Origin of the sequence: Streptomyces sp. NPDC046805, assembly GCF_040645355.1 — a bacterium.
Lineage (GTDB): Bacteria > Actinomycetota > Actinomycetes > Streptomycetales > Streptomycetaceae > Streptomyces.
Genome location: NZ_JBEYYC010000002.1, coordinates 34,808 through 60,590, shown reverse-complemented (window position 1 = coordinate 60,590; position 25,783 = coordinate 34,808). Strand labels below are relative to the sequence as shown.

Annotated in this window: 23 protein-coding genes and 2 pseudogenes; 13 read left to right on the top strand and 12 right to left on the bottom strand. The window is 71.7% G+C overall.

Translation table 11 applies throughout. The features are described from left to right. Positions 1–43: 43 nt before the first annotated feature. Positions 44–853 (bottom strand): NAD(P)-dependent oxidoreductase, encoded by an 810-nt coding sequence (locus tag ABZ910_RS03040; RefSeq protein WP_361358261.1) that lies wholly within the window; start codon positions 851–853, stop codon positions 44–46. Positions 854–869: 16 nt separating this feature from the next. Then, complete coding sequence (locus ABZ910_RS03035; protein WP_361358259.1) at positions 870–2,072, bottom strand: MFS transporter; 1,203 nt, start codon at positions 2,070–2,072, stop codon at positions 870–872. 184 nt (positions 2,073–2,256) lie between these two features. On the opposite strand from ABZ910_RS03035, the gene ABZ910_RS03030 reads away from it, so the two are divergent. The 5 genes from ABZ910_RS03030 to ABZ910_RS03010 all read left to right on the top strand — a co-directional run bounded on the left by ABZ910_RS03030 (position 2,257) and on the right by ABZ910_RS03010 (position 11,144). Beyond that, on the top strand, positions 2,257–2,844 hold the full coding sequence (locus tag ABZ910_RS03030) for a TIGR03086 family metal-binding protein (RefSeq protein ID WP_361358256.1): 588 nt from the start codon (positions 2,257–2,259) through the stop codon (positions 2,842–2,844). 133 nt (positions 2,845–2,977) lie between these two features. Then, the gene (locus ABZ910_RS03025) at positions 2,978–3,775 is read left to right on the top strand and encodes an HAD family acid phosphatase (RefSeq protein ID WP_361358253.1); all 798 of its coding nucleotides are present in this window, start codon (positions 2,978–2,980) and stop codon (positions 3,773–3,775) included. A gap of 168 nt (positions 3,776–3,943) precedes the next feature. Next, positions 3,944–4,303: a hypothetical protein gene (locus ABZ910_RS03020; RefSeq protein WP_361358250.1), complete on the top strand. Its 360-nt coding sequence runs from the start codon at positions 3,944–3,946 to the stop codon at positions 4,301–4,303. Next, positions 4,300–9,603, top strand: a complete 5,304-nt coding sequence (locus ABZ910_RS03015; RefSeq protein ID WP_361358248.1) for a caspase family protein — start codon at positions 4,300–4,302, stop codon at positions 9,601–9,603. The genes ABZ910_RS03020 and ABZ910_RS03015 overlap by 4 nt, the downstream gene beginning before the upstream one ends. A gap of 89 nt (positions 9,604–9,692) precedes the next feature. After that, on the top strand, positions 9,693–11,144 hold the full coding sequence (locus ABZ910_RS03010; protein ID WP_361358245.1) for an NCS2 family permease: 1,452 nt from the start codon (positions 9,693–9,695) through the stop codon (positions 11,142–11,144). A gap of 34 nt (positions 11,145–11,178) precedes the next feature. Here the strand turns inward: ABZ910_RS03010 and ABZ910_RS03005 are convergent. After that, positions 11,179–11,454 (bottom strand): annotated as a pseudogene (locus ABZ910_RS03005) (MFS transporter); the annotation flags it as partial. Here ABZ910_RS03005 and ABZ910_RS03000 point away from each other — a divergent pair. From ABZ910_RS03000 to ABZ910_RS02985, 4 genes and pseudogenes are all read left to right on the top strand, one after another. Next, a pseudogene (locus ABZ910_RS03000) lies at positions 11,452–11,598 on the top strand (AraC family transcriptional regulator); the annotation flags it as partial. The pseudogenes ABZ910_RS03005 and ABZ910_RS03000 sit on opposite strands and share 3 nt — an antisense overlap. Next, a complete protein-coding gene (locus ABZ910_RS02995) occupies positions 11,595–12,101 on the top strand; it encodes a GNAT family N-acetyltransferase (RefSeq protein ID WP_361358242.1) in 507 nt (168 codons plus the stop codon). The pseudogene ABZ910_RS03000 and the gene ABZ910_RS02995, both read left to right, overlap by 4 nt. An 84-nt stretch (positions 12,102–12,185) precedes the next feature. Continuing rightward, entirely contained in the window at positions 12,186–12,911 is a 726-nt protein-coding gene (locus ABZ910_RS02990; RefSeq protein ID WP_361358239.1) for a DsbA family oxidoreductase, read from the top strand. Between the two features lie 126 nt (positions 12,912–13,037). After that, positions 13,038–14,090: an aminotransferase class V-fold PLP-dependent enzyme gene (locus ABZ910_RS02985; RefSeq protein WP_361358236.1), complete on the top strand. Its 1,053-nt coding sequence runs from the start codon at positions 13,038–13,040 to the stop codon at positions 14,088–14,090. A 77-nt stretch (positions 14,091–14,167) separates the two neighbouring features. On the opposite strand, the gene thpD is transcribed toward ABZ910_RS02985, so the two are convergent. The 6 genes from thpD to ABZ910_RS02955 form a co-directional block, all read right to left on the bottom strand. Beyond that, positions 14,168–15,061 carry an ectoine hydroxylase gene (thpD, locus tag ABZ910_RS02980; RefSeq protein WP_361359066.1) on the bottom strand — a complete coding sequence of 298 codons (894 nt, stop codon included), beginning with the start codon at positions 15,059–15,061 and terminating at the stop codon, positions 14,168–14,170. After that, positions 15,058–15,462, bottom strand: a complete 405-nt coding sequence (locus ABZ910_RS02975) for an ectoine synthase (protein ID WP_361358233.1) — start codon at positions 15,460–15,462, stop codon at positions 15,058–15,060. The genes thpD and ABZ910_RS02975 overlap by 4 nt, the downstream gene beginning before the upstream one ends. An 81-nt stretch (positions 15,463–15,543) precedes the next feature. Next, positions 15,544–16,815 (bottom strand): diaminobutyrate--2-oxoglutarate transaminase, encoded by a 1,272-nt coding sequence (gene ectB, locus ABZ910_RS02970; RefSeq protein ID WP_361358230.1) that lies wholly within the window; start codon positions 16,813–16,815, stop codon positions 15,544–15,546. 13 nt (positions 16,816–16,828) lie between these two features. Beyond that, positions 16,829–17,356, bottom strand: coding sequence for a diaminobutyrate acetyltransferase (gene ectA / locus ABZ910_RS02965; protein WP_361358227.1), 528 nt, complete (start codon positions 17,354–17,356; stop codon positions 16,829–16,831). A 239-nt stretch (positions 17,357–17,595) separates the two neighbouring features. Next, a complete protein-coding gene (locus tag ABZ910_RS02960) occupies positions 17,596–18,135 on the bottom strand; it encodes a DinB family protein (RefSeq protein WP_361358224.1) in 540 nt (179 codons plus the stop codon). Between the two features lie 80 nt (positions 18,136–18,215). After that, positions 18,216–19,316: an aminotransferase class V-fold PLP-dependent enzyme gene (locus ABZ910_RS02955; RefSeq protein WP_361358222.1), complete on the bottom strand. Its 1,101-nt coding sequence runs from the start codon at positions 19,314–19,316 to the stop codon at positions 18,216–18,218. 193 nt (positions 19,317–19,509) lie between these two features. Between ABZ910_RS02955 and ABZ910_RS02950 the strand changes: the two genes are divergently transcribed. The 4 genes from ABZ910_RS02950 (at position 19,510) to ABZ910_RS02935 (ending at position 23,190) form a co-directional block, all read left to right on the top strand. After that, positions 19,510–20,361, top strand: coding sequence for a transporter substrate-binding domain-containing protein (locus ABZ910_RS02950; RefSeq protein ID WP_361358219.1), 852 nt, complete (start codon positions 19,510–19,512; stop codon positions 20,359–20,361). Positions 20,362–20,365: 4 nt separating this feature from the next. Further along, a complete protein-coding gene (locus tag ABZ910_RS02945) occupies positions 20,366–21,202 on the top strand; it encodes an amino acid ABC transporter permease (protein WP_361358216.1) in 837 nt (278 codons plus the stop codon). Continuing rightward, positions 21,199–21,990, top strand: a complete 792-nt coding sequence (locus tag ABZ910_RS02940; protein WP_361358213.1) for an amino acid ABC transporter ATP-binding protein — start codon at positions 21,199–21,201, stop codon at positions 21,988–21,990. The genes ABZ910_RS02945 and ABZ910_RS02940 overlap by 4 nt, the downstream gene beginning before the upstream one ends. Before the next feature lie 108 nt (positions 21,991–22,098). Next, on the top strand, positions 22,099–23,190 hold the full coding sequence (locus ABZ910_RS02935; protein WP_361358210.1) for an amidohydrolase family protein: 1,092 nt from the start codon (positions 22,099–22,101) through the stop codon (positions 23,188–23,190). Here the strand turns inward: ABZ910_RS02935 and cobC are convergent. Genes cobC through ABZ910_RS02920 form a run of 3 tightly spaced genes read right to left on the bottom strand, consistent with a single transcriptional unit; the run spans position 23,168 to position 25,780 of the window. Next, positions 23,168–24,265: an Rv2231c family pyridoxal phosphate-dependent protein CobC gene (gene cobC / locus ABZ910_RS02930; RefSeq protein WP_361359063.1), complete on the bottom strand. Its 1,098-nt coding sequence runs from the start codon at positions 24,263–24,265 to the stop codon at positions 23,168–23,170. The two genes, ABZ910_RS02935 and cobC, sit on opposite strands and share 23 nt — an antisense overlap. Beyond that, positions 24,255–25,184 (bottom strand): sirohydrochlorin chelatase, encoded by a 930-nt coding sequence (locus ABZ910_RS02925; RefSeq protein WP_361358207.1) that lies wholly within the window; start codon positions 25,182–25,184, stop codon positions 24,255–24,257. The genes cobC and ABZ910_RS02925 overlap by 11 nt, the downstream gene beginning before the upstream one ends. After that, a complete protein-coding gene (locus tag ABZ910_RS02920; protein ID WP_361359060.1) occupies positions 25,181–25,780 on the bottom strand; it encodes a precorrin-8X methylmutase in 600 nt (199 codons plus the stop codon). Before ABZ910_RS02920 ends, ABZ910_RS02925 begins: the two co-directional genes overlap by 4 nt. Between the last annotated feature and the right edge of the window lie 3 nt (positions 25,781–25,783).

Here is a 25,783-nt window from a genome sequence, read left to right as displayed (position 1 = left end):
TTCCGCCGCGAGCCGCGTCGCCGCGTTTCCGGTGTTGGCCGTGTCAATGCGGCCAGATCGGCGGGTCGGTGACGAAGTGGCCGCCCAGGCGGGCCTCGGACGGATCGCCCGGATCCGGTACGCCCCGCTCCGCGAGAAGCCGCGCGGCGTACGGTTCGGAGTCGTCCCGCGGGTCGTAGCCGAGCGCCCGCGCGGCCGTCAGGTCCCACCACAGGCGCGTGTTGGCGGACGAGCCGTAGACGACCGTGTGCCCCACGCCCTCGGCGGTCAGGGCCGAGTGGAAGAGGCGCGCGGCGTCGGCCGGGCTCAGCCAGATCGACAGCATCCGCACGCTCGTCGGCTCCGGGAAGCAGGAGCCGATGCGCACGGAGACCGTCTCCAGCCCGTGCCTGTCCCAGTAGAGCTGGGCGAGGTCCTCGCCGAAGGACTTGGACAGGCCGTAGAAGGTGTCGGGACGGCGCGGTGTGCCGACCGGGATCAGCGGGGTGCCGTCGCGCGGGACCGGGGTGAAGCCGACCGCGTGGTTGGAGGAGGCGAAGACGATCCGCGCCACGCCCTCCCGGCGCGCGGCCTCGTACAGGTGGTACGTGCCCTCGATGTTCGACCTGAGGATCTGCTCGAACGGCGCCTCCAGGGATATCCCCGCGAGGTGCACGATCGCGTCGACGCCCCGCACGGCCTCGCGCAGAGCGTCCGTGTCACCGAGGTCCGCGGTGATCGCGTCCGGCTCGCCCGCGACGGGGCGCGCGTCGAACAGGCGCAGTGTGTAGCCGTACTCCGGGAGCAGGGAGCGCATCAGAGTGCCGAGCCCGCCGGCGGCGCCGGTGAGCAGGACGGTGCGGGGAGCGGGCATCCTCGGTCTCCTTGGATCAACGGGCGCGTGGGCGCGGGAACCCACGCACTACCAGGCAGCCGGCCGTCGCGGCGAGCCCCAGCCCGGACAGGGCCAACAGCATCCGGAAATCGGCCAGTTCGACCAGTCCCGCCCCGGCGGCCAGCCCCACCACGTTCGGCGTGAACATCAGGGTGCCGGCCGTGGCGGTCGTACGGCCCAGCAGCGGCGCCGGCGTCTCGCGCTGCACCCGGGTCAGCGCGGCGACGAGCACGCACGGCAGTCCCAGGCCGATCGCCCCGCTGCACGCCAGCGCCACCGGATCGGACGGGACCGCCCGCACGGCCACCGCGACGGCCGTGAGCGCGATCCCGCACGCCGCGAACCCGCGCTCGCCCAGCCGCCGCAGCGCCGGCCCGGAGACCAGGCCGGCCGCCACCGAGCCGGTGCCCTGTACTGCGTACAGCACACCGGCGTAGGCGGGGGAGCGGCCGAGGCCGTCCACGACGGCGTGGATCAGCGCCCCGTTCACCGCCGCGAACAGCATGGTGGCGCCACCCGCCAGGACCAGGCGCCGCGTTTCCGGGCGCGCCCACAGGTGGCGGGCGCCCTCGGCGGTCCGCTCCCGCCAGCCGCCGACGGGCGGCTGCGGACGTTGCTCGTGCACGCGCAGGAGGGCGCACAGCCCGCCGGCCAGGACGAAGGTGACCGCGTCCAGGAGGGCCACGGCCCCTCCGCCGTACGCCGCGTAGAGACCCGCGCCGGTCAGCGGGGCCACGAGCTTCATGCCCTCGGTGGCGGTCATCCGCAGCCCGTTGAAGTCACCGAGAAGGCCGGGATCGACTGCTGCGGTGACGAGGGCGGACTCGGCGGCCGTCTGGACGACGCCGGTGGCGCCGTAGACGAACAGGACGGCGAAGAGGAGCCAGAGCCCGTCCTGGGAGCGGACGGTGAGGAGGGTGAGGAGGAGACCGGCCAGGCACAGGTTGGTGGCGAGGAGGAGGGGCTTGCGGCGGAAGCGGTCGGCGAGGGTGCCGAGCGCCGGGCCGGCCGGCGTCGACAGCCACAGCGCGAGCACGCACAGCGCGGCCAGGGCGTTCGAGCCGGTGAGGTCCTTCACCCACACGCCCGACGCCAGCCACAGCGCCGACGTGCCGAACCCGGACACCACCACACCCGCGAGGGCCAGCCCCGCGTTCCGGTTCCGCAGGACACGGGTCATCGGCCAGGAAGTCGTCATGCCTGGTCATCGTGGGTCTAAGGCGGGGGTGTGGGCATCGGGCAGATGACCGGGAAATCCGGATGGCGCGCCATCGGGGCGCCGCTGACCGATGAGTTTCGCGTCGCCCGTAGGTCCGACCTGATGGACCCTGACGGGACCGGACTCCGGAGGAGATCCCGGAGGAGACATGGAGGAGATACGCATGACCGGCACGATCGTCGACCTGGGCCCGCAGGCCCGCGTCGTGGCACGGCTCGCCGAGGGCGTGACCGACGAGCAACTCTCGGCCGTCACACCGTGCGGGGACTACGCGGTGGGCAATCTGCTCGGCCACCTGGTGGGACTGTCGGTGGCCTTCCGGGACGCCGGGCGCAAGGCGTTCGGTCCGACGACCGACACCGCACCGGACGTCGCCGTCCCGGACGTCGGTCCCGGCTGGCGCGAGGCCCTCCCCGCGGCGCTGGACGAACTCGCGGAGGCCTGGGGGAACCCGGACGCCTGGGCCGGGATGACCCGTGCGGGCGGCGTGGACCTGCCCGGCGCGGTCGCGGGCGCCGTCGCCGCCGACGAACTGGTGGTCCACGGCTGGGACCTGGCCCGCGCCACCGGCCGGCCCTACATGCCCGACCCCGCCGCGCTCCAGGCGGCGTACGGCTTCCTGCGCGCCGCGGCCGACGACCCGAGCCGCCGCGGCAGCATCTTCGATCCCGTCGTCGCCGTACCCGAGGACGCGCCCCTGCTGGATCAGATGGTGGGGCTGAGCGGGCGCGACCCGAAGTGGAAGCCGTAGGGCCGGAGTCGGCCGCCCGGGGGCGCCGGGCGTGAGTGTATCGATCGGATAAAGAGGGACCTGTCCGGTGAGTGATGCGCGTAGACAGTCCGTGACTTGGCGCACCACTCACCCAGACAGACCCGGAGAACCCATGCGGAAGTCCCTCAGAGCGGCCGCAATAGCCGCCGCCTGTGTCGTAGCCGGCAGCGCCCTGTACGGCGCGGGCGCGGCCACCGCCGGTCAGTCGGCGGCGAACTCCACCCAGGAGCCCTACAACATCGGGCTCCTGGTGAAGGACATCGACACCTACTACGGCACCGCACTCGACGGCAACGGTGTGTACCAGGCGTCCGCGGACAGCCCGTACGCCCAGGACCTCGCCGGCCTCGACAGGCAGGCGAAGCGGTACATCGACCGGGCGGCGCACACGGCCCGGCAGCAGGGCGACAAGCCCGCGGTCGTCTTCGACGTCGACGACACCCTGCTGCTCAGCCTCGACTACGAGAAGCGCTACAACTACACGTTCAACGCGACCACGTGGAACGACTACGTGAACCGGGCCGACCGCCCCGCCGTGTTCGGCAGCCCCGAACTGGTCCGGTACGCCGAGTCCCAGGGCGTCGAGGTCTTCTACAACTCCGGTCTCAGCGAGTCCCAGCGCGCCGCCGCCGTCGAGAACCTGAAGAAGGTCGGCGCCGACGTGAACCTCGACGCCGGCCACATGTTCCTCAAGGACAAGGCCAACCCGCCGGCCTACCTGAGCGCATGCGCCACCCCGGGCACCTGGACCTGTACGACCGTGCAGTACAAGTCCGGCACCCGCAAGCACATCGAGCAGGACCTCGGGTACGACATCATCGCCAACTTCGGCGACCAGTACTCGGACCTGGACGGCGGCTACGCGGACCGGACGTACAAGCTGCCGAACCCGACGTACTTCGTCGGCTAGTCCTCGCAGCCCTCGTAGTCCTCGCAGCCCTCGCAGCCCTCGGACGGGGGACCGGTCCTCCTCGGGGTCGGTCCCCCGTCCAGCACGCCCGTTCCCCCAGCCCCCCAAAGCGTTGAATTCCGTTACCATCGGCTTCGCTTGACGCACAGGCGACGGGGGAGGCCGGTTATGCGCATCCGTATCGAAAGTGACGGCCACGCAAAGGATCTGACAGATCTTCAAGCGTGGCTGAGGCGCGACCCGGACGCCCGTCGGCTGCCCGTCGCCCCCGTCACCACCCCCGGCTCCACGATGGGCGCGCTCGACGCCCTCGACGTCGTGTTCAGCCACGGCCTGGACATCGCGAACTTCGCCGTCGCCTACGCCAGTTGGCGCACCGCCCGCGGCAGCACGGGCGCCCGGGGCGCTCGCACGCTGACGCACGGTTCCACGACCGTCGACATCAGCCACCTCAGCGTGGCGGAACTGACGGAACTGCTGCGCGGCCTGGAGAACGGGAGCTCGGACACCGGCACTCCCCGGTCATGACCGGGCAGCCGGCGCGCGGCTCCCGCGCGGTGTTCTTCGGCGTGCACGCCTTCAGCCACTTTCCCGAGCTCGCGGGCGTCAGCCTGAACATCCCGGCGCTGCATGCCCAGTTGACCGACCGGGACGTGGGGCCCCTCACCGCGGGGGACTGCGTCGTCCTGCCCGCGGACAGCGACCGCTCCCGTGTCCTCGACGCCGTGTACACCGCCGCGGAGGAGGCCGAGGACCTGCTCCTCGTCTACTACGCGGGGCACGGCCACTACGACCGCGACGGCCGTGAGCTGCTCCTCGCCACCGTGGACTCCAGCCACGCCCGCCGTGATCGCTCCGTCGAGTACGAGCGGATCCGCGAGGCCGTTGAGGCGTCCCCGGCCCAGCGGAAGGTCGTCATCGTGGACTGCTGCTACAGCGGTCTGGCGCTGCGCATGGGCGACGAGCCGTCGGACCGGGCCGCCGAGTCGTTGGCCATCGAGGGCGCCTGCGTCCTCACCTCGGCCGCCGACACCCAGGAGTCCCTGTGCGTCCCGGAGGGCAGCGTCTTCACGCTGGCCCTCGTCGAGGTGTTCCAGAAGGGCCTCGCAGGCGCCCTGCCGGACGGCCGCCGGGGCGAGGAGCAGCGCCACCTCAGCACCGCCGACGTCTTCGAGGGCATCCGCTCCCGGCTCAAGGGCCGCGTCGTGGAGAACCTGCGCGTCCCCGAGCCCCGGATCGCCACCCGCGGCGACGGACACAAGATCCCCCTCATCCGCAATCGGGCCTTCACCGGCATCCCGGTCCAGGTCACCGCCGACACCGCCGCCGAACGGACCCCGGCCCAGCCCGCCCCCGACCCGCTGGCCGCGGTCGTCGGCCAGCAGGACTTCGTCGACGGGCTCGGCGGCTTCAAGAAGAACCTCACCCCGGAGTGCCTGCCCTTCGTCTCCCCGGGCCAGGACCACAAGGCCGAACCCCACCGGCTGTTCGAGCGCCTGCGGAACACCGACGACCGCGGTGTCCTGCTGGTCGGCGCGGCCGGCACGGGCAAGACGCGCACCGGCCTCGAAGTCGGCCGGATCGCGCTGAGCGAGGGCTGGCGGGTGCTCCACGTCCGCCCCGGCCGGGAGTCGTCCGTCACCGGGCAGATCAGCCAGCAGGTCCTCACCCAGGGCGGACCGGTCCTCGTCGTCATCGACTACCTCAACGAGTACCTCAGGGACGACGACAACCACGACGCCCAGCTCGACCTGACCGCGCTGCGCCACCGCCTCCTGCCCGAGGCGCGCCGCCGGGGCATCCAGGTCGCCCTGCTCGCCTCGGTGCGCCCCGGCTGGCTGCAGAAGGCCGACCACGTCCCGCTGCACGACCTGTTCCACGAGGTCGTGCTGCGCCAGGACGAGGAGTTCCAGCGGCTCGTCGCTGACCACGCGCTCGCCACCGTGGCACCCCGGGCGATCGACAGCCTCGGCATCGACTGGATGCGGGAGATCTGCGGCCACCGCCCCATCATCACGCTGCTGATCGCCCGGGAACTGGAGCGCCGGGTCGTCGAGGAACTCCCGATCCCCGACGCGGCCGGGCTGCGGGCGAGCGGCGACCTCGCACCCTGGCTGCGCAACCGGCTGGAGGAGGACGACCTCGCCGTCCAGCGCGAGCAGGAGGGCCGTAAAAGGACCGCCTTCGACGAGGTCACCGTCTCCGACAGCCTGGTGGCGGCGGCCGCCGCGGCAGCCGCCTGCCCGCAGGGGCGGGACGAGGTGATCGCGTCGGCGGCCGCCGCACTGGCCGCCGGTACGCCGAGCGGGGCGTCGCGCGCCGAGCGGATCGTCGACACCCTGATCGACCTCGGCTGGCTGGAGCGCGAAGGGGACGGCGACGTCCTGACCACCGCCCACGACGTGGTGTGCGACCAGCTCGTCGAGTCCGTGATCCTCCCTGCCAACAGCCGTACCCCGGACCGCCGGGGCACCCGTGTCCTCCTCGACGGCTGCCTCACCGGCCCGCGCACGGTCGGCCGGTACGCGACCAACCTGGCCCGGCTCGTGAACGACCTCGCCCTGGCCCAGCGCGTGGAGGCGGTGTCCGCGGCCCTGGACGAGTGGTTCGCCGACCACGCCCAGGCCATAGGCGACGTCATGCGCCTCGACGCCGACACCGGCGGCTACGCCCTCGGCGCGATCTGCTCGGGGCAGCCCTGGTCCGACGCGGCCGTGCAGAACTGGCAGGAGATCGTCGGCCCCTGGCTGGACGAGTTCGGGGACGGTGTCAACGCCCGGCACGTGCTCTACCGCGGGCTGTGGAACCTGCACACCGACGGCGCCCTGCTGCTCGTCCCGGCGGCGCTGCGCTGGCTGGAGCTGCACGGCTGGCGGCGCGAGGCCAGCTACGTCCTGGGCCCCTTGCTCAGCCGGACCGACATACCGGCCGACGAGCAGAAGCCGGCCCTGCGCAACGCGATCGGCTGGCTGCGGCGCAACGGCGACGTCCTGGAGTCCCACTTCGTGCTGAGGTCGCTGCTCGCCCGCACCGACCTCACCGCCCACCAGACGCGGAAGGCCGTCGCCGCCGCGCTGCAGTGGTCGGAGCACGACGTCACCATGCGCCAGGTGGCCTTCGTCCTGGTCCCGTTGTTCGCCCGTACCGACCTCACCGAGGACGAGGTGCGGCGGGTGGTCGCGCTCGCCCTCGAGTGGCTGCGGCACCACCGGACCCTGTCCGAGCCGCACAAGGTCCTGCGCACCCTGCTGAGCCGCAAGGACCTCACCGAGAACGAGGCCCGCCAGACTGCCTCGGTCACCCTCAGATGGCTGGAGGAGCACGCCACCGCACTGCCCGCCACCTATGTTCTGCCCCGGCTTCTCGCCCGGACCGAACTGGCCAGGAGCCAGCGGCGCCGGGCCGTCGAGTTCGCCGTGCAGTGGCTGGAGCAGCACGCCGGGACGGTCGAGGCGGACTTCCTCATCCGTTCGCTGCTGGAGCGACGCGACCTGACGGAGGGCGAGAGTCGGCGCGCGGTCGGCTTCGCCGTGCAGTGGCTGGAGCACCACGCCCCCACCGTCGAGGCCGACTTCCTCATCCGCGCCCTGCTGGAGCGGCGCGACCTGACGGAGGAGGAGAGCCTTCGTGCGGTCGGCTTCGCCGGCCAGTGGCTGGTGAACCACGCCACCACCCCGGGCGCCACCTTCGCGCTGGGCGCCCTCCTCTCCCGCCCCGACCTCGCCGACGAGCAGGCACAGCAGGCCATCGCCTGGGCGACGGCCTGGCTCGGCCACCACGGCGACACCGAAGAGGCGGGCTACGTCCTCAGGGCGCTGCTCGGCCGGACCGAACTGCCCGCGTACGAGGCCGAGCTGGCCCGTGCCTTCGCCGTCGACTGGCTGGGCCCGCGCGCCGAGTCCCAGGCCGCCAGCTTCACCCTCAACAAGCTGCTGTCCCGCCCCGACCTCGCCGACGAGCAGGCGCGGCAGGCCATCGCCTGGGCGACGACCTGGCTCGGCCACTACGGCCGTGCCGACGTGGCGGACTACGTCCTGCGCGCGCTGCTCTTCCGCCCCGACCTCACGGCGGACCAGGCCCAGTACGCCATCGGCTGCACGACCCGCTGGCTGGGGCGCTACGGCTCCGGCCGGGCCGCCGGCTACGCCCTGGACGCGCTGCTCTCCCGCACCGACCTCACCCGCCCCCAGGCCCGGGGAGCGATCACCACGACGCTGACCTGGCTCACCGAGCACGGCCGCGTGTCGGAGGCCGACTTCGTCCTGCGGGCGCTGCTGGCCCGCACGGAACTGTCCGACGACGAGCGCGCACGGGCGGTCGCCGCCACCACCTGGCGGCTGCAGCAGAACGGCACCACCTCGCGCGAGGCGAAGGCCCTCTCCCGCCGGCTGACCACCCACGACGGCCCCGCGGACGAGCAGATGCGCCAGGACCTCGCCTGGGCGGTGACCTGGCTGGAGGAGAACACCGAGCGCCCCGAGGCCGTACAGGTCCTCAGGGCCGTGTTCACCCATCACGAGCTGAGCGAGGAGCAGTTCCGGCCGGCCGTCCGCGCGGCGATGGACTGGCTGGGCCACCACGCGGCCCAGCGCGACGCCTCGTACCTGCTGCAACCCCTGATGTCGCTCCACGGGCTCACTCACGAGGAGGTCGACCAGGCGGCCGCCTACGCCTTCCAGTGGCTGGAGCACCACTCGGACAGCGCCCAGGCCACCTACACGCTGGGCGCGCTGATCGCGAACAAGAGGATCGGTCCGGACAAGCTCGACCGCAGCATCTCCGTGGCCGCGGACTGGCTCCAGCGCCGCGTCGCCACGCCCGACGCCCGCTTCGTCCTGGACAAGCTGCTCGCCCGCCGGGAGATCAAGGGGGACCGGGCCCAGGCCGTCGTCGCCTTCGCCCACCTGTGGCTCACCGCGCACGTGTCCCGGCGCGAGGCGCGCTTCGTCCTGGAACCCCTGCTGGCCCGCACCGACCTCACCCCGGACGAGACCCGCCGGATCATGACCCACGCCCTGAGCTGGCTGGACGACTACGGCGTCCTCAACGAGGCGCGCCACGTCCTGGGTCCGATGAACGCGCAGGAGCGGCTCACCGCCGACGAGATCGACCAGGCCTTCGACCGCACCCGGACCTGGCTGGGACGCAACAGCCCGCGCCACGCCCCCCATGTCCTGGGGCCCCTCCTCAGGCGCACCGACCTGAGTCCCGAACAGGCCGGTCGCTTCGCCGACTTCGTCCTCCACTGGGTGGCCGGGCACGCGGCTCCGGATTCCTGGCGGGTGCTCAACCCCCTCGTGCTGCGCACCGACCTGGCTCCCGAGCAGACCCGTGAGGTCATCCGCCTGGTCGTCGACACCGTGCGGGCGGACCCCCTGGCGTACGACGTCAGTTTCCTCCTGGAGCCGTACCTCACCCGCCCCGACCTCACCGCGGCCCAGCGGGCGACGGCGGCCGCCTGGGCGCTGTCCTGGCTGGACGAACACGTGCCCGTCTGGCGGACGCGCTTCGTCCTGATGGCACTGCTCCCCATGACCGATCTCGCCCCCGCCGAGGTCCGCCAGGTCGTCGCGTTGACTCTGGCCTGGCTGGAGCACAACGTCGACGGCACCACGGAGGGCTTTTTCGTCTCGGCCGCCGAGGCGGTGCTGGAGCCGCTGCTCGCGCGCACGGACCTCACCGAGGACGAGCGCCGGCAGGCCGAGGCCTTCCTGCCGCCGACCGAGCGCCCGGCACCGGCACCGGCACCGCCATCGGCACCGGAACCGGCACTGCCATCGACACCGGAACCGATATCAGAGCCGGCGTCGGAACCGGCCCTGGACTGAATGCGATTCCGTAACACGGAGAAAACCTGAAACCGGCTGATCGCGGGAACAATCCAGCCAACATCCGCGAGGCGACGAGGAGTTCAGCCATGTCCGAGACGCAGAAGGCGGCCGCGCGGCCGCGTGTCCAACCCCCGGGGAGAAGCGGCGTCGACCGGTACTTCAGGATCTCCGAACGGGGCTCCACCTTCGGCCGGGAGATACGCGGCGGCTTCGCCACGTTCTTCACCATGGCGTACATCCTCGTCCTGAACCCGATCATCCTGGGCAGCGCCAAGGACAAGTTCGGCCACACGCTCGACACCGGTCAACTGGCCACCGCCACCGCGCTGGTGGCCTGTGTCATGACGGTCGCCATGGGCGTCGGCGGCAACCTGCCCCTCGCCATCGCCGCGGGCCTCGGCCTCAACGCCGTCGTCGCCTTCCAGTTGGCCCCGCTGATGAGCTGGGACGACGCGATGGGCCTCGTCGTCCTCGAGGGCATCCTCATCTGCGTCCTGGTGCTGACCGGCCTCCGGGAAGCGATCATGAACGCGATCCCGCAGCAGCTCAAGCAGGCCATCGGCGTCGGTATCGGCCTGTTCATCGCCTTCATCGGCTTCGTCGACGCCGGATTCGTCAGCCGTATCCCGGACGCGGCGCACACCACCGTGCCCGTGCAGCTCGGCATGACCGGCCGTCTGACCGGCTGGCCCGTGCTCGTCTTCTGCCTCGGCGTGCTGGTGACCGTCGCGCTGGTCGCGCGGCGGGTGAAGGGCGCGATCCTGATCAGCATCGTGGCGATGACGGTCGTCGCCATGGTCGTCAACGCCGTCGCCGACATCAAGAGCTGGGGGCTGACCACCCCCACCGTGCCCGACAAGGTCGTGGCCGCCCCCGACTTCGGACTCGTGGGCCACGTCGACCTGTTCGGCGGCTTCGCCGCGGCCGGGGTGCTCACCGCCGTGCTGCTGGTGTTCACCCTGGTGCTGTCGGACTTCTTCGACGCCATGGGCACCATCGTCGGCATCAGCGCGGAGGCCGGACTGCTCGACGAGCGGGGCCAGGTGCCGGGCATCGGCCGTGTCCTGTTCATCGACGGCGCCGCCGCGGTCGCCGGCGGTCTGGGCTCCGCCTCCTCCAACACCGCCTACATCGAGTCGGCGGCCGGTGTGGGCGAGGGCGCCCGCACCGGCTTCGCCAACCTGATCACCGGCGGTCTCTTCGGCCTCGCGCTGTTCCTGACCCCGCTGCTGACCATCGTCCCGCTCCAGGCGGCGGCGCCCGCGCTGATCGCGGTCGGCTTCCTGATGATGACCCACGTCAAGCACATCGACTGGGACAAGTACGAGATCGCCATCCCGGCCTTCCTCACCATCGCCGCGATGCCGTTCACGTACTCCATCACCGACGGCATCGGCGCCGGCTTCCTGGCGTACGTCGTCATCAAGACCGTGCTCGGCAAGGCCAGGGAGGTCAACTGGCTGCTGTGGGGCGTCTCCGCGCTGTTCCTCGTGTACTTCGCGATCGATCCGGTGGAGCAGATCCTCGGGGTGAAGTAAGGGCCAGGGGGCAGGGGATCGACCGTGTCGCCGCTCAGGCCCGGTCGCCCGGACGGTCCGTGAGACGGGAGCTGAGCGCGCAGGTCAGCGCGAACAGGGCCGCGCTGACGATCAGGCTCGCGCGCATGCCCGCCGTGAAGCCGCCGGAGACCAGCGCCCCGAACACGGCGATCCCCAGCCCGCCGGCCACCTGCCGCGCGGAGTTGAGCACCCCAGCGGCGAGTCCCGCGCGCTCGGCGGGCACGGCGTCCAGCATCACGGCCGTCAGCGGCGGGACCGTCAGCGCGCAGCCGAGGGCCATCGGTACGAGGTGGCCCGCGCGTGCGGTCTCGGTACGGCCGACTCGCTCCGTACCCATCTGGTCCGCCGTACCGGCCTGACGCCGAGCGCGTACCGGACACAGTTCGGCCGTCTCGCAACCGCCCCGGGCGCCGGCACGTCTTCCGCTGCATGATCAGAGCGCATCGGACCGTCGAGTCCCTCGTGATCAGGACGGCCCTGTCCGTCGAAGCCGAAACCGTCGCCGAGCTGATGGTGCGAGCCCGGTCCACCTACTACCCGGACGGCCTCCCGGACCCCGGGACCGACTGGCCGGCCGTGTGGCGGGCGGCCATCGAGCGCCCCGACGGCCAGGTGCTGTGCGCCGTCCGCGACGCCCGCGTGGTGGGCATCGCCTCCTTCCGCACCCCGGAGGGCGCCCCCGCCGACACGGTCGGTCTGCTGCAGTTCCACGTCGACCCGGGCCACTGGCGCGGTGGCATCGGCACCGCGCTGCACGCCGCCTGTCTGGAGCAGTGGCGGGCCGACGGCAGGCGGACGGCGGTGCTCGACGTGCACGCCGGTAACCGCCGGGCCCAGGCCTTCTACGCCCGCCAGGGCTGGCTGCCCGACCCGGACCGGCCGCGCGCCGAGGGCGACCATCACGTCCGTCTGCGATTGGCGGTGCCCGGGGAATGAAGCCCGCTGTTTGAACGTTCACGCGCCTGACGGAGAGAAGCCGCGGCAAGCCGCGAACCGCACGACCTGGAGAGAGCCGAGAACATGCGCGTCGAGATCTGGACCGATATCGCCTGCCCCTGGTGCTATGTCGGAAAGGCCCGCTTCGACAAGGCGCTGGACGCCTTCCCGCACCGTGACCAGGTCGAGGTCGTGCACCGGTCCTTCGAGCTGGACCCGGGCCGCGCCAAGGGCGATGTCCAGCCGGTGCTGACGATGCTCACCCGGAAGTACGGCATGAGCGAGGCGCAGGCCCAGGCGGGCGAGGACAACCTGGGCGCGCAGGCCGCCGCCGAGGGCCTCGACTACCGCACCCGGGGCCGCGACCACGGCAACACCTTCGACATGCACCGCCTGCTGCACTTCGCCAAGGAGCAGGGCAGGCAGGACGAGCTGATCCAGATCCTCTACCGGGCGAACTTCGCCGACGAGCGGTCCGTCTTCACCGAGGGCGACGAGCGGCTGGTGGAACTGGCCGCCGAGGCCGGCCTCGACGCCGACGCCGCCCGCGCGGTGCTCGCCGACCCGAAGGCCTACGCCGACGAGGTCCGCGCCGACGAGCGCGAGGCCGCGCAGCTCGGGGCCACCGGCGTACCGTTCTTCGTCATCGACCGCACGTACGGCGTGTCCGGCGCCCAGCCCGCCGAGGTCTTCACCCGGGCGCTGACCCAGGCGTGGGGCGAGCGCCCGGCGCTGAAGACGCTCGACGAGACGGACACCGACGGCGTCGGGGCCTGTGGGCCGGACGGGTGTGCGGTGCCGCAGGGCTGAGGCGGAGACACCCGGCGCGCGGACGGGCGGGAAGCGCGGCTCGGCGGGGACGTATAAGCGTTGCTTCGGAGCTCCACGCAAGAATGCGCAATGGACGGAGACTTCGCCGGGCCGCACAGTGGTCCCATGGAGACCTTCGAGAGCCTCGTCCGAGCCGAGTTCGCCCCGAAGAACACCTATCTGAACACCGCGAGCACCGGGCTGCTGCCGGCCCGGGTCGTCACCGCCCTGCACGAGGCCGTGGCGCTGCGGGCCGAGGGCAGGCCGCTGGACCCGCTGTTCGCCGACGTGGAGAGCGCCCGGGCGTCCTTCGCCCGGCTCGCCGGTGTCCCGGCCGGCCGGGTGGCGGCCGGCCCGTCGGTCGCCGCCCACATGGGGCTGGTCGCCGCCGCGCTGGCCCCGGGCGCCGAAGTCCTCACCGCCGAGGACGACTTCGCCTCCGTCGTGACCCCCTTCCACGCCCGCGGCGACCTGAAGGTGCGCGCCGTACCGCTGGAGCGGCTCGCCGAGTCCGTCCGCCCCGGCACCGCGCTCGTCGCGGTCAGCGCCGCGCAGTCCCTCGACGGGCGGATCGCCGACCTGCCCGCCCTGCGTGAGGCGGCCCGCACCCACGGGGCGCGTACCTGCGTCGACTACTCGCAGGCCGCCGGCTGGCTGCCGATGGAGGCCGACGCGTACGACTTCACGGTCGCCACCACCTTCAAGTGGCTGCTCGGCCCGCACGGGGCCGCCTTCCTCGTCGTACCGGAGAACTTCGGCGGGCTGACGCCGGTGCTGGCGGGCTGGGTCGCGGCGGAGCGCCCGTGGGACAGCTGCTACGGCCCGGTCGCCGAACTCGCCCACTCCGCCCGCCGGTTCGACGTGAGCCCCGCCCTCTTCACCTACGCCGGAGTGCGCCATGCGCTCGCGCTGATCGAGGAGCTCGGTGTCGACGCCGTCCGCGCCCACGACGTGGCCCTCGCCGACCGCTTCCGCGCGGGGCTCGCCGCGCTCGGCCACGAGGCGCTTCCCGCGCCCGGCTCGGCGATCGTCTCGGTGCCCGGACTCGACCACCGCAAGCCCGAGCTGGACCGCGCCGGCATCCAGGTCTCCGTCCGCGCGGGAAACCTGCGCGCCTCGTTCCACCTGTACAACACGCCCACCGACGTCGACCGCCTGCTGGACGTGCTGTCCGGCTGACGACGCGACCGGGCCGGGGCCTTCCGTCCCACGAGAAGGCCCCGGCCCGGTGCTCGGGGGTCATGCCGGAAGGCGGGTCACTTCACCGGGGTGAAGTCCCTCGCCCCGATGAACTCCGGCCGCCGTACCGGCGCCGCGAACGGCTCGACCGCGGCGTTCTCCACGCTGTTGAACACGATGAAGACGTTGCTGCGCGGGAACGGCGTGATGTTGTCGCCGGACCCGTGCATGGCGTTGCAGTCGAACCAGGTCGCCGACCCGGCCTTCCCGGTGAAGAGCTTGATGCCGTGCTCGCTCGCCAGCGCGGTCAGCGCCTCGTCGGACGGCGTGCCCGCGTCCTGCATCTGCAGCGACTGCTTGTAGTTGTCCTTGGGCGTGGCTCCCGCGCACCCGAGGAACGTCTTGTGCGAGCCCGGCATGATCATGAGCCCGCCGTTGGTGTCGTGGTTCTCGGTCAGCGCGATCGAGACGGACACCGTGCGCATGTTCGGCAGGCCGTCCTCGGCGTGCCAGGTCTCGAAGTCCGAGTGCCAGTAGAAGCCGCTGGCCCCGAAGCCCGGCTTGACGTTGATCCGCGACTGGTGGACGTACACGTCCGAGCCGAGGATCTGCCGGGCCCGCCCCACGACCCGCTCGTCACGGACCAGGGACGCGAACACCTCGCTGATCCGGTGCACCTCGAAGACGGAGCGGATCTCCTTCGACCGCGGTTCGATGATCGAGCGCTCGTCGGCACGGATCTCCGGGGCCTTGATCAGCCGGTCCAGCTCCTGCTGGTACACGGCGACCTCGTCATCCGTGATCAGCTGGTCGATGGCGAGGAACCCGTCCCGCTCGAACGACTGGAGGCCGGCGGCGTCGATCGGGCCGGGCGCGTCGGGCGACCCCCACAGGACGGGGTCCTGACGGGGTACGGCCACCTCGGTGGCGCCACGGCTGGGGTAGAGGTCGGTTGCGGTCATGGTGCTCAGACCTCCTCGGGCTCGGTGAGCAGGGGGTAGACGCCGTTCTCGTCGTGGTCCTCTCGTCCGGTCACGGGCGGGTTGAACACGCAGATGCAGCGGAAGTCCTCCTTGATGCGGAGCGTATGCCGCTCGTGCCCGTCGAGGAGGTACATCGTCCCGGGGGTGATCGTGTGGACCTTCCCGGTCTCGAGGTCGGTGAGCTCGGCCTCGCCCTCGACGCAGACGACGGCCTCGATGTGGTTGGCGTACCACATCGACGTCTCCGTCCCGGCGTACAGCACGGTCTCGTGCAGAGAGAAGCCGACCCGCTCCTTGGCGAGGACGATGCGCTTGCTCTCCCAGGTGCCCGACGCCGCCTTCACATGGCGGTCGGTGCCTTCAATCTCCTTGAACGAACGGACGATCACGGTGGTGCACTTCCTCCTTGCGGAATGGACGGCCGGCCGCCGGGCCGGCGACCGGCCTGCCGTACGGATCGCTAGGGATCGCTAGACGGTCTCGCGGACGGCGCGGGCGAGGACGCTCAGTCCCTCGTCCAGCTCCTCGGGGGTGATGGTGAGCGCGGGCAGCAGCTTGACGACCTCGCTCTCCGGTCCCGACGTCTCGATGAGCAGCCCGAGTTCGAAGGCGCGGCGCGCGACCCGGCCGGCCCGCTCCTTCTCGTGGAACTCCAGCCCCCACACGAGTCCCCGGCCGCGGTACTCCTTGATGTCGGCGAGGTTCTCCTCGGTGATGTTGATCAGCGCCTGCTCGACCTGCTCGCCACGGGCCCGCGTCTGCTTCTCCATGGCGGAGCCGTCGCTCCAGTATGTCTCCAGGGCGGCGGCGGCCGTCACGAACGCGGGGTTGTTGCCGCGGAAGGTGCCGTTGTGCTCGCCCGGCTCCCAGACGTCCAGCTCGGGCGTGAACAGGCACAGCGACATGGGCAGTCCGTAGCCGCTGATGGACTTCGACACCGTGACGATGTCGGGCACGATGCCGGACTCCTCGAAGGAGAAGAAGGCGCCGGTACGGCCGCAGCCCATCTGGATGTCGTCGACGATCAGCAGCATGTCCTGCCGCTCGCACAGCTCCTTGAGGGCGCGCAGCCATTCGGGCCGGGCGACGTTGATGCCGCCCTCGCCCTGCACGGTCTCCACGATCACCGCGGCCGGCTTGTTGAGACCGGAGCCCTGGTCCTCCAGCAGCCGCTCGAACCACAGGAAGTCCGGCACGGTGCCCTCGAAGTAGTTGTCGAAGGGCATCGGCGTGCCGTGCACCAGCGGAATCCCGGCCCCGGCCCGCTTGAAGGCGTTGCCGGTCACGGCCAGCGACCCGAGCGACATGCCGTGGAAGGCGTTGGTGAACGACACGATCGCCTCGCGCCCCTTCACCTTCCGCGCCAGCTTCAGCGCGGACTCCACGGCGTTGGTGCCGGTCGGCCCGGGGAACATGACCTTGTACGGCAGGTCGCGCGGCCTGAGCACCAGGTCCTGGAAGGCCTGGAGGAAGGAGCGCTTGGCCGTGGTCGACATGTCGAGCCCGTGGGTGACCCCGTCACGCTGCAGGTAGTCGATCAACGCTCGTTTGAGTACGGGGTTGTTGTGGCCGTAGTTGAGCGAGCCCGCGCCGGCGAAGAAGTCGAGGTACCGGTGCCCGTCCTCGTCGTACATCAGGCTGCCCTGTGCACGGTCGAAGACAGTGGGCCAGCCGCGGCAGTAGCTGCGCACCTCGGACTCAAGGGTCTCGAAGACGCTGAGGTCGGGCTGGGTGATGGTCACGGTGATTCGCTCCTCAATGCGACGGGCGGGCCGACGTGGGGGTCAACGGGCCGATGACGTACAGGACTTCGGGCTCGTGGGGGCCGTCCGGGAACAGCGCCGCGTCGAACAGCACCTCGCGGGTGACCGAGGCGCCGTGGCGGGCTGCGTACGAGGTGAACAGACGCGCGGACGCGGTGTTGTCCGGCGTGATGGTCGTCTCGACGTGCGTGATCTGCCGCTCGCCGCCGACCCGTTCGGTCAGTCCGTCGAGCAGTGCGGCCGCGATGCCGCGTCCCCGGTAGGCCGCGTCGACCGCCACCTGCCAGACCAGCAGGGTGTGCGGACGATCCGGCCGTACGTATCCGGTGACGAAGCCGACGGGCTCACCGTCCGCCGCACGTGCCACCACCGAGGTGGCCGCGAAGTCCCGGCACCACAGGAGATAGCTGTACGAGGAGTTCAGATCGAGCGTTCCGGAGTCCTTGGCGATACGCCAGAGCGCGGCGCCGTCGGTCACCGACGGGCGGTCGATGAGCAGGTCTGCTTGTGCGGCAGTCATGCGGATTGAATTTAGCGAGGCAAATTCAAAAATGCACGGGCGCAGGGACCGGCGCACTGGCGCGCGGCGGATGAATGTGGTGGTTTGTCCCACCATAAAAGGGACAAATAAGACGGTTATGTGGAGTACATCACATGATTGAAACCCGGGCGAAAAGTCATCTTGTTTAGTCCCGAAAAACGGGGGAAGAAGAACCAGGGAAAGCTATCCATGAAAGGAATTCCCGAATTTCCTTGAATTCAGGCTCCGGTCACCCCGTCGATACGCTCCCGCAGGATGTCGGCGTGGCCGTTGTGCCGCGCGTACTCCTCGATGAGGTGAAGGAGCACCCACCGCAGGCTGACCTCGCACCCGGCCATCGGCCCGTCGGGGATCCGTCCGGTGTCGTCCAGCGACCGCCCGGCGCACAGCTCCCGGCCCCGGGCGACCTCCCGCCGCCAGAACTCCAGAACCTCGTCGAGCCCCCGCTCCGGGTCCAGGGCGTACCCGGTCTCCTCCTCGAACAGCGGCGGCACGTCCAGCCCGCCGAACACCCGCTGGAACCAGTTCCGCTCGACCTCGGCGACGTGCTGGACCAGCCCCAGCAGCGTCAGCGTCGACGGCTCGGCGGGGGCGAGCCGCAGCTGCGCGTCGTCGAGCCCCGCGCACCGCTGCTCCAGCGTGGCCCGGTGAAAGGCCAGCCAGCTCTCCAGCATGGCCCGTTCGTCGCCCGTCATGAGCGGGACGGGGCGGCCGTCGGGGAGGGTACGGGGGGCTTCGGGGACGTCGGCGGTCGTCATGCCCGGAGGATGACACGGCGGCCGGGCCGCCGCATGTGACTTGCGCGTACCCGGCCGCTCACCGCTGACCGCCCTGCCGTTTACCGCCAGGCGGACTCCACGGCCCGGCGCGCGCCCTCGACGTCCACGCCCGCGTCGTTGCCGTCCAGGGCCTCGCCGAGTGCCGTCAGGGAAGCCCGCACCGCCTGCGCCGTCGCGTCCGCCCCGTAGTGGTTGACGCGGATCATCTCCTTCGCCAGGGCGCCCCCGCCCGCGGCCAGCGGCAGCGTGGGGTCGCTCTCCAGCGCCCGGGCGACCAGTTCCGACGCGACCACGCCGGACGGCACCCGCAGGGTCGTCGCGACCGGCGCCGCGTCCGCAGCCTCGTACACATACGGCTCCAGGCCCCCGCCCAGCGCGAGCGCGCCCGCCCGGGTGGCCAGCGCGGCGCTTCGGTGCCGGCTCATCACCGTGTCCAGGCCCACCGACTCGATCCGCTCCAGACACGCCTCCAGCGCCAGCATCTCCAGCTGGGCCGGCGCGTGCAGCAGCACCTTGCGGCCGCCGTCGACCCAGCGCTCCTTCCAGTCGAGCAGCGACAGGTACGACCGGCGCGGCGCCCGCGGGTTCGCGGCCATCCGGGCCCACGCCCGCTCGCTCACCGACACCGCCGAGACGCCCGCCGGGCCGCCCATCGCCTTCTGCGCCCCGATCACGCACAGGTCCACGCCCCATGCGTCCGGCAGCACCGGCTCGGCGCCGACGGAGGCGACCGCGTCCAGGTAGAACAGCGCGCCGTGCTCCCGCACCACCTCGCCGATCTCCGCGACCGGGTTGGTGTTGCCGGTCGCCGCCTCCGCGTGCACCAGGGACACGAAGTCGATCTCCGGGTGCTCGGCGAAGGCCTCCCGGACCTGGTCGGCGGTCACCGCCGTGTGGAAGGGCACCGACAGGTCGATCACCGTGGCGCCGCAGTCCCGCAGCCAGTCGCCGAAGGTCTGCCCGTACGGACCGGTGATCACGTTCAGTGCGGTCGTGCCCGGTCCCGCCGTGCCGCGGATCGCGCCCTCCAGCGGCAGCAGCGCCTCGCCCTGCATGATCACGACGTCCCGCCGGGTGTCGAGCAGCCGGGCCACCCGGTCCTCGACGGAGGCGAAGCGTGCGGCGCTCAGCGGGGGCAGTTCGAGGAAGGGGTGGGTCACGGCGGTGCTCTCTCCGGTCGGTCGCGTGGGTCGGCTCCGACGAGGGTATGACGAGGGCCTGCGCCGCCGGCGCGGCGGCCGACTTCGGAGGCCGTACGGCCCCTGGATCACGGGTTTGATTTGAGAGACTCAAACATCTCCTTATAATCGGAAGCCGCACAATCGGAATCCAATGCTCCTCACAGGAGGTCCCGTGACCACGCTCCTCGGGCGCCGGGCCCGTGTCCTGGCCGCCATCACCGCCGCGGCCGGGCTGGCTCTGGTAGCCGGCTGCTCGTCGAGCGACAGCGGCGGCGGCGCCAAGAAGACCGCCGCCGGCGGGGTCCAGCTCGTCAAGGCCGGCCAGCTCACCACCTGCACCCACCTGCCGTACCCGCCGTTCCAGTCGGAGATCGGCGGCAAGGTCCAGGGCTTCGACGTCTCCCTGATCGACCTGGTCGCCAAGGACCTCGGCGTGAAGCAGCAGATCCTGGACACGCCGTTCGAGAACTTCAAGACCGGCGCCTTCCTGAACTCCGGCCAGTGCGACCTGGCCGCCGCCGGCATGACCATCACGCCCGAGCGCAAGAAGAACGTCGACTTCTCGGTGCCGTACTTCAACGCCACCCAGGCCGTCCTGGTCGACAAGAAGAGCGGCATCAACTCGCTGGCCGACGTCAAGGCCAAGCACAAGAAGCTCGGCGCCCAGGCGCAGACGACCGGCGAGGACTACGTCAAGAGCAAGGGCTACGACCCGATCTCCTTCCACTCCTCCGACGCGGTCCTCAACGGCCTGCGCAGCGGGCAGGTCCAGGCCGTCGTCATCGACTACCCGGTCGTCCAGGGCTGGCTGAAGGACAAGGCCAACGCCGACGCCTTCAAGGTGGTCGGCAACCTCAACACCGGTGAGCAGTACGGCTTCACGGTGAAGAAGGGCAACACCAAGCTGCTCGCCGCCATCGACAAGGCGATCAAGGACGCCAAGGCCGACGGCACGTACAAGAAGATCTACGAGAAGTGGATCGGCCCGTACGACGAGTCGGCCGCGTCGCCGGCGGCCTCCTGACCTCATGACGACCGATACCGACGTAGCACTCCAGCCCCGCAAGAAGGGCCTGAGCCGCCGCCAGAAGCGCACCCTGTCGCGTGGCATCCAGTACGCCGTCTTCGTCGCCGCCGTGGCCGCCTTCGCGGCCTCGGCCGACTGGGGACGGCTGCAGAACCAGTTCGCACAGCTGGCCATCGCCAAGCAGATGTTCCCGGACGTCATCACGCTGGCGCTGAAGAACACCGTGCTGTACACGCTGTCCGGCTTCGTCGTCGGACTCGTCCTCGGCATGGTCGTCGCGCTGATGCGGCTGTCGTCCGTGGGGCCCTACCGCTGGATCGCGGGCATCTACATCGAGATCTTCCGCGGGCTGCCCGCCCTGCTGATCTTCATCTTCGTCGGCGTCGCCGTGCCGCTCGCCTTCCCGGGGGTCGAGTTCCCGGGTGGGACGTACGGCAAGGTCGCCGTCGCGCTCGGCCTGGTCGCGGCCGCCTACATGGCGGAGACGATCCGCGCGGGCATCCAGGCCGTGCCCAAGGGGCAGATGGAGGCGGCCCGTTCACTGGGCTTCTCCCCGGCCAAGGCCATGATCTCGATCATCCTGCCGCAGGCCTTCCGCATCATCCTGCCGCCGCTCACCAACGAACTCGTCCTGCTCTTCAAGGACTCCTCGCTGGTGCTGTTCCTCGGCGTCACCCTGGAGGAGCGCGAACTGTCCAAGTTCGGCAACGACCTGGCCAGCACGACCGCCAACTCCACGCCGATCCTGGTCGCGGGCCTGTGCTATCTCCTGGTCACCGTGCCGCTCAGCTTCGTCGTACGCCGCATGGAGTCCAGGAGCCAGGAGGCCGTCCGGTGACCCGCCCCGAGATCCAAGTCCGCGACCTGCACAAGTCGTTCGGCGACAACCAGGTGTTGCGCGGCATCGACCTGGAGATCAACCAGGGCGAGGTCGTCTGCGTCATCGGCCCGTCGGGCTCGGGCAAGTCGACCCTGCTGCGCTGTGTGAACCTCCTGGAGGAGCCCACCAAGGGCCAGGTCTTCGTCAGCGGTGCCGAGATCACCGACCCCGACGTCGACATCGACGCCGTACGCCGCCGCATCGGCATGGTCTTCCAGCAGTTCAACCTGTTCCCGCACCTGTCGGTGACCGAGAACCTCACCCTGCCCCAGCGCCGGGTGCTCGGCCGGGACAAGGCGACGGCCGCGAAGGTCGCCGCGGAGAACCTGGAGCGGGTCGGCCTCGCGGAGAAGGCGGACGCCTACCCGTCCTCCCTCTCCGGCGGCCAGCAGCAGCGCGTCGCCATCGCCCGCGCGCTGGCGATGGGGCCCGAGGTGATGCTCTTCGACGAGCCGACCTCGGCGCTCGACCCCGAGCTGGTGGGCGACGTCCTCGCCGTGATGCGCAGGCTCGCGAACGAGGGCATGACGATGATGGTCGTCACCCACGAGATGACCTTCGCCCGCGAGGTCGCCGACCGGGTCGTCTTCATGGACGGCGGCGTGATCGTCGAGGACGGCACCCCCGACCAGGTCATCACCAACCCCCAGCACGAACGCACCCGCCACTTCCTCTCCCGCCTCCTCGACCCGGCGATGGCCGAGGTGGAGGAGGAGACGTCGGAACAGGTGGGTGAGGGCGCGTAGTTCCCCGCTCGGTGAACGAGGACTCGAGGGCTGCGACGGCGAATGGTGTGGTGAGCGCCTGCGGGGACTCATGTCCACGTGGGTGAGGCGCCAGTTAAGGTGCGGGGCATGAGCGATCACGCGGTGCTGCACGTGAAGGGGCGGATCCTCGTGGGTCCGCAGGAGGTGCGCGACGAGCTGTGGGTCGTCGGGGGGCGGATCACCTACGACCGTCCCGCCGGTGCCCGTGACGTGCGGACCGTGGCGGGGTGGGCGCTGCCCGGTCTGGTCGACGCGCACTGTCATGTGGGACTCGGGGCGGACGGGCCGGTGGACGCGGACACCGCCGAGAAGCAGGCGCTGGCCGACCGCGAGGCGGGGACGCTGCTGATCCGTGACGCGGGCTCGCCCTCCGACACCCGCTGGGTCGACGACCGCGACGACCTGCCGAAGATCATCCGCGCCGGGCGGCACATCGCCCGAACCCGCCGCTACATAAGGAACTACGCCCACGAGGTCGAGCCGGACGAACTGGTCGCGTACGTCGCCCAGGAGGCGCGCCGCGGCGACGGCTGGGTCAAGCTCGTCGGTGACTGGATCGACCGCGGCCTCGGCGACCTGGCCGCCTGCTGGCCGCGCGAGGCCGTCGAGGCGGCCATCGCCGAGGCCCACCGGCTCGGCGCCCGCGTCACCGCGCACTGCTTCGCCCAGAGCTCCCTGCGGGACCTCGTCGAGGCCGGCATCGACTGCATCGAGCACGCCACGGGGCTGACCGACGATCTGATCCCCCTCTTCGCCGAGCGCGGTGTCGCGATCGTCCCCACCCTCGTCAACACCGCCACCTTCCCCGGCCTCGCCGCGGGCGGCGACGCCAAGTACCCCACCTGGTCGGCACACATGCGGCGGCTGTACGAGCGGCGCTACGACACGGTGCGCGGCGCCTACGACGCCGGGATCCCGGTGTACGTCGGCACCGATGCCGGGGGCCACCTCGCCCACGGCCTGGTCGCGGGCGAGGTCGCGGAACTGGTCACCGCCGGGATCCCTCCCGTCGACGCCGTGTCCGCGACCAGCTGGGGGGCGCGGGCCTGGCTCGGCCGACCCGGCCTGGAGGAGGGCGCGGCGGCCGACCTCGTGGTGTACGAGGGCGATCCGCGAGCGGACGTACGGGTCCTGGCGGCGCCCAGCCGCGTGGTGCTCAACGGGCAGGTCGTCCAGTAGCCAACGCCTCGTCGAGGGCCCGCAGGAAGGCGTCCGTCGTCCTTCTGTCCCGCACCGCCAGCCGCAGCCACTCCGCGTCGAGGCCGGGGAAGGTGTCCGCCCGCCGTACGGCGAAGCCGAGTTCGCGCAGGCGGCGCCGTACGGCCGCGGCATCCGGCATACGGACCAGGAGGAACGGGCCCTCGGCGGGCTCCGCCGCCCGTACTCCTCGGTCGGCGAACGAGGTCAGGCCCCCCAGCAGGTGGGCCCGGTCGGCCGCGACGCGGTGGGCCGCGTGGGCCGCCTCGGCCAGGGCGCGCGGGGCCACGCATGCCTCGGCGGCCGCGAGTGCGGGGGTGGACACCGGCCACAACGGCTGGGCCCGCTCCAGTGCGGCGATCGTCTCCGGGGCGGACAGTACGTAGCCGATCCGCAGGCCGGCCAGGCCCCACGTCTTCGTCAGGCTGCGCAGCACCACCAGGCCGGGGATGTCCGTGCGCCCGGCCAGCGTCTCGCGTTCACCGGGCACGGCGTCCATGAACGCCTCGTCCACCACCAACGTCCGCCCGGGGCGGGCCAGTTCGGCGATGGCCGCGGCCGGGTGCAGGACCGACGTGGGGTTCGTCGGGTTGCCGATCACCACCAGGTCGGCGTCCTCGGGAACGGCCGCCGGGTCCAGCCGGAAGCCGTCCGCCGCCCGCAGCAGCACCCGGTCGACCGTGTGCCCCGCGTCCCGCAGCGCCGCCTCCGGCTCCGTGAACTGCGGGTGCACCACGACCGGTTGCCGTATCTTCAGGGCGCGCGCCAGCAGCACGAACGCCTCGGCCGCACCCGCCGTCAGCAGCACCCGCTCCGCCGCGACCCCGTGCCGCGCCGCCACCGCAGCCCGCGCGGCACGGCCGTCCGGGTAGGCCGCGAGACGCGTCAGCGACTCGGCGATATGGTCGCGCAGCCAGGCCGGGGGAGTGTCGGCGCGGACGTTGACGGCCAGGTCGACCAGGGCCGAGCCGTCGTCACGGACCTCGGCGTCGCCGTGGTGGCGCAGGTCGTGCCCGTCCTCGCGGCTCTCCGGTCTCCCCGAGCCCTCAGTGCGCATGCGCGTGCCCGTCGTGGTGGTGATGCCCGTGGCCATGTCCGTGGCCGTGGGCGTGCCCCTCGTCGTCCGGGTGGAAGTGCGGCTGCTGCAGCAGGCCCACCTTGTCCTCGAAGCCCGGCAGCGCGATGCGGTACACACACGAGTCGCAGTTCATCCGCAGGTCGCCCCGGACGGCCTCCTCGTACCGTTCCCACACGAGGTCGAGCAGCTCCGGCTCGGGGCCGATCACGTCCGCCGAGCGCACCTCCACCTCGGGGTGCGCCCGCGCCCAGTCCTCGGTCTGCCGCCGCACCCGGTCCGGGAGGATGCCGGTGAAGAGGAAGTAGGGGAGCACGACGATCCGCTGCGCGCCCAGCCGGGCGCACCGCTCCAGCCCGCTCGGCACGTCCGGCGCCGCCAGCGACACGAACGCCGTCTCCACGCCCGCGTACCCGCGCCCCTCCCACAGCAGCCGCGCCGCCTTGTGCACCTCGGCGTTGGCGTCGGGATCGGTCGAGCCGCGGCCGACCAGCAGCACGGTCACGTCGGCCCGGTCCGCGGCACCCCCGAGCGCCTCGTCCAGCCGCCGCTCCAGCACGTTCAGCAGCGCCGGGTGCGGGCCCAGCGGGCGGCCGTACGTGTACGAGATACCGGGGTGCCGCTCCTTCTCGCGGGACAGGGCCGCCGGTATGTCGCCCTTGGCGTGCCCGGCGGACACCAGCATCAGCGGAACGGCGGCGAACCGGCGTACGCCCCGCTCCACCAGCTCGGCGACGGCCTCGCCGAGCGGCGGCGGGGACAGCTCGATGAAGCCGCCCGCGACGGGCAGTTCGGGGTGACGGCGCCCCAACTCCTGTACGAACGAGCGGAACGCCTCGGCTCCGGCGTCGTCCCGGGTGCCGTGGCCGGCGATGAGCAGGGCGGGCGGCGGGGTGGTCACGGGTTCTCCTCCGGTGACGGTGTCGGTGAAAGGGGTTGGTACAGCAGAGCGTTGAGCGCGGCGGCGGCGACCGCCGAGCCGCCCTTCTCGGACACGTTGCTGACGGCGGGCAGCCCGCTGTCGCGCAACGCGGCCTTGGACTCGGCCGCGCCGACGAAGCCGACGGGCAGGCCGATGACGAGTGCGGGCCGGGCGTCCAGCGTCAGCAGTTCCTCCAGGGCGGTCGGGGCACAGCCGATCACCCACAGCGCGCCGGATCCGACCTCCTCGTAGGCCAGCCGGATCGCGTGCGCCGAACGTGTCAGCCCGGGACCGGACCTGGCGTCCTTGAGGCGGCAGACGGTATCCCGCCGGGTGATCCCGGCCGCGACCATCTCGACGTCGACCACCACCGGCGCCCCGGCGTGCAGCGCCGCGTGCGCGGGCCTCAAGTGGGCCTCGTCCAGGACGAGATCGGTCGCGTACTCCAGATCGGCGGCGGAGTGGATGACCCGCTCCACCACCGCCCGGGTCAGCGGCGGGAGGTGCGAGGTGTCCAGGCGGGCGCGCAGCCGCCGGAAGGACTCCTGCTCGATCGGGTGGACCACGCGGGGCACCTC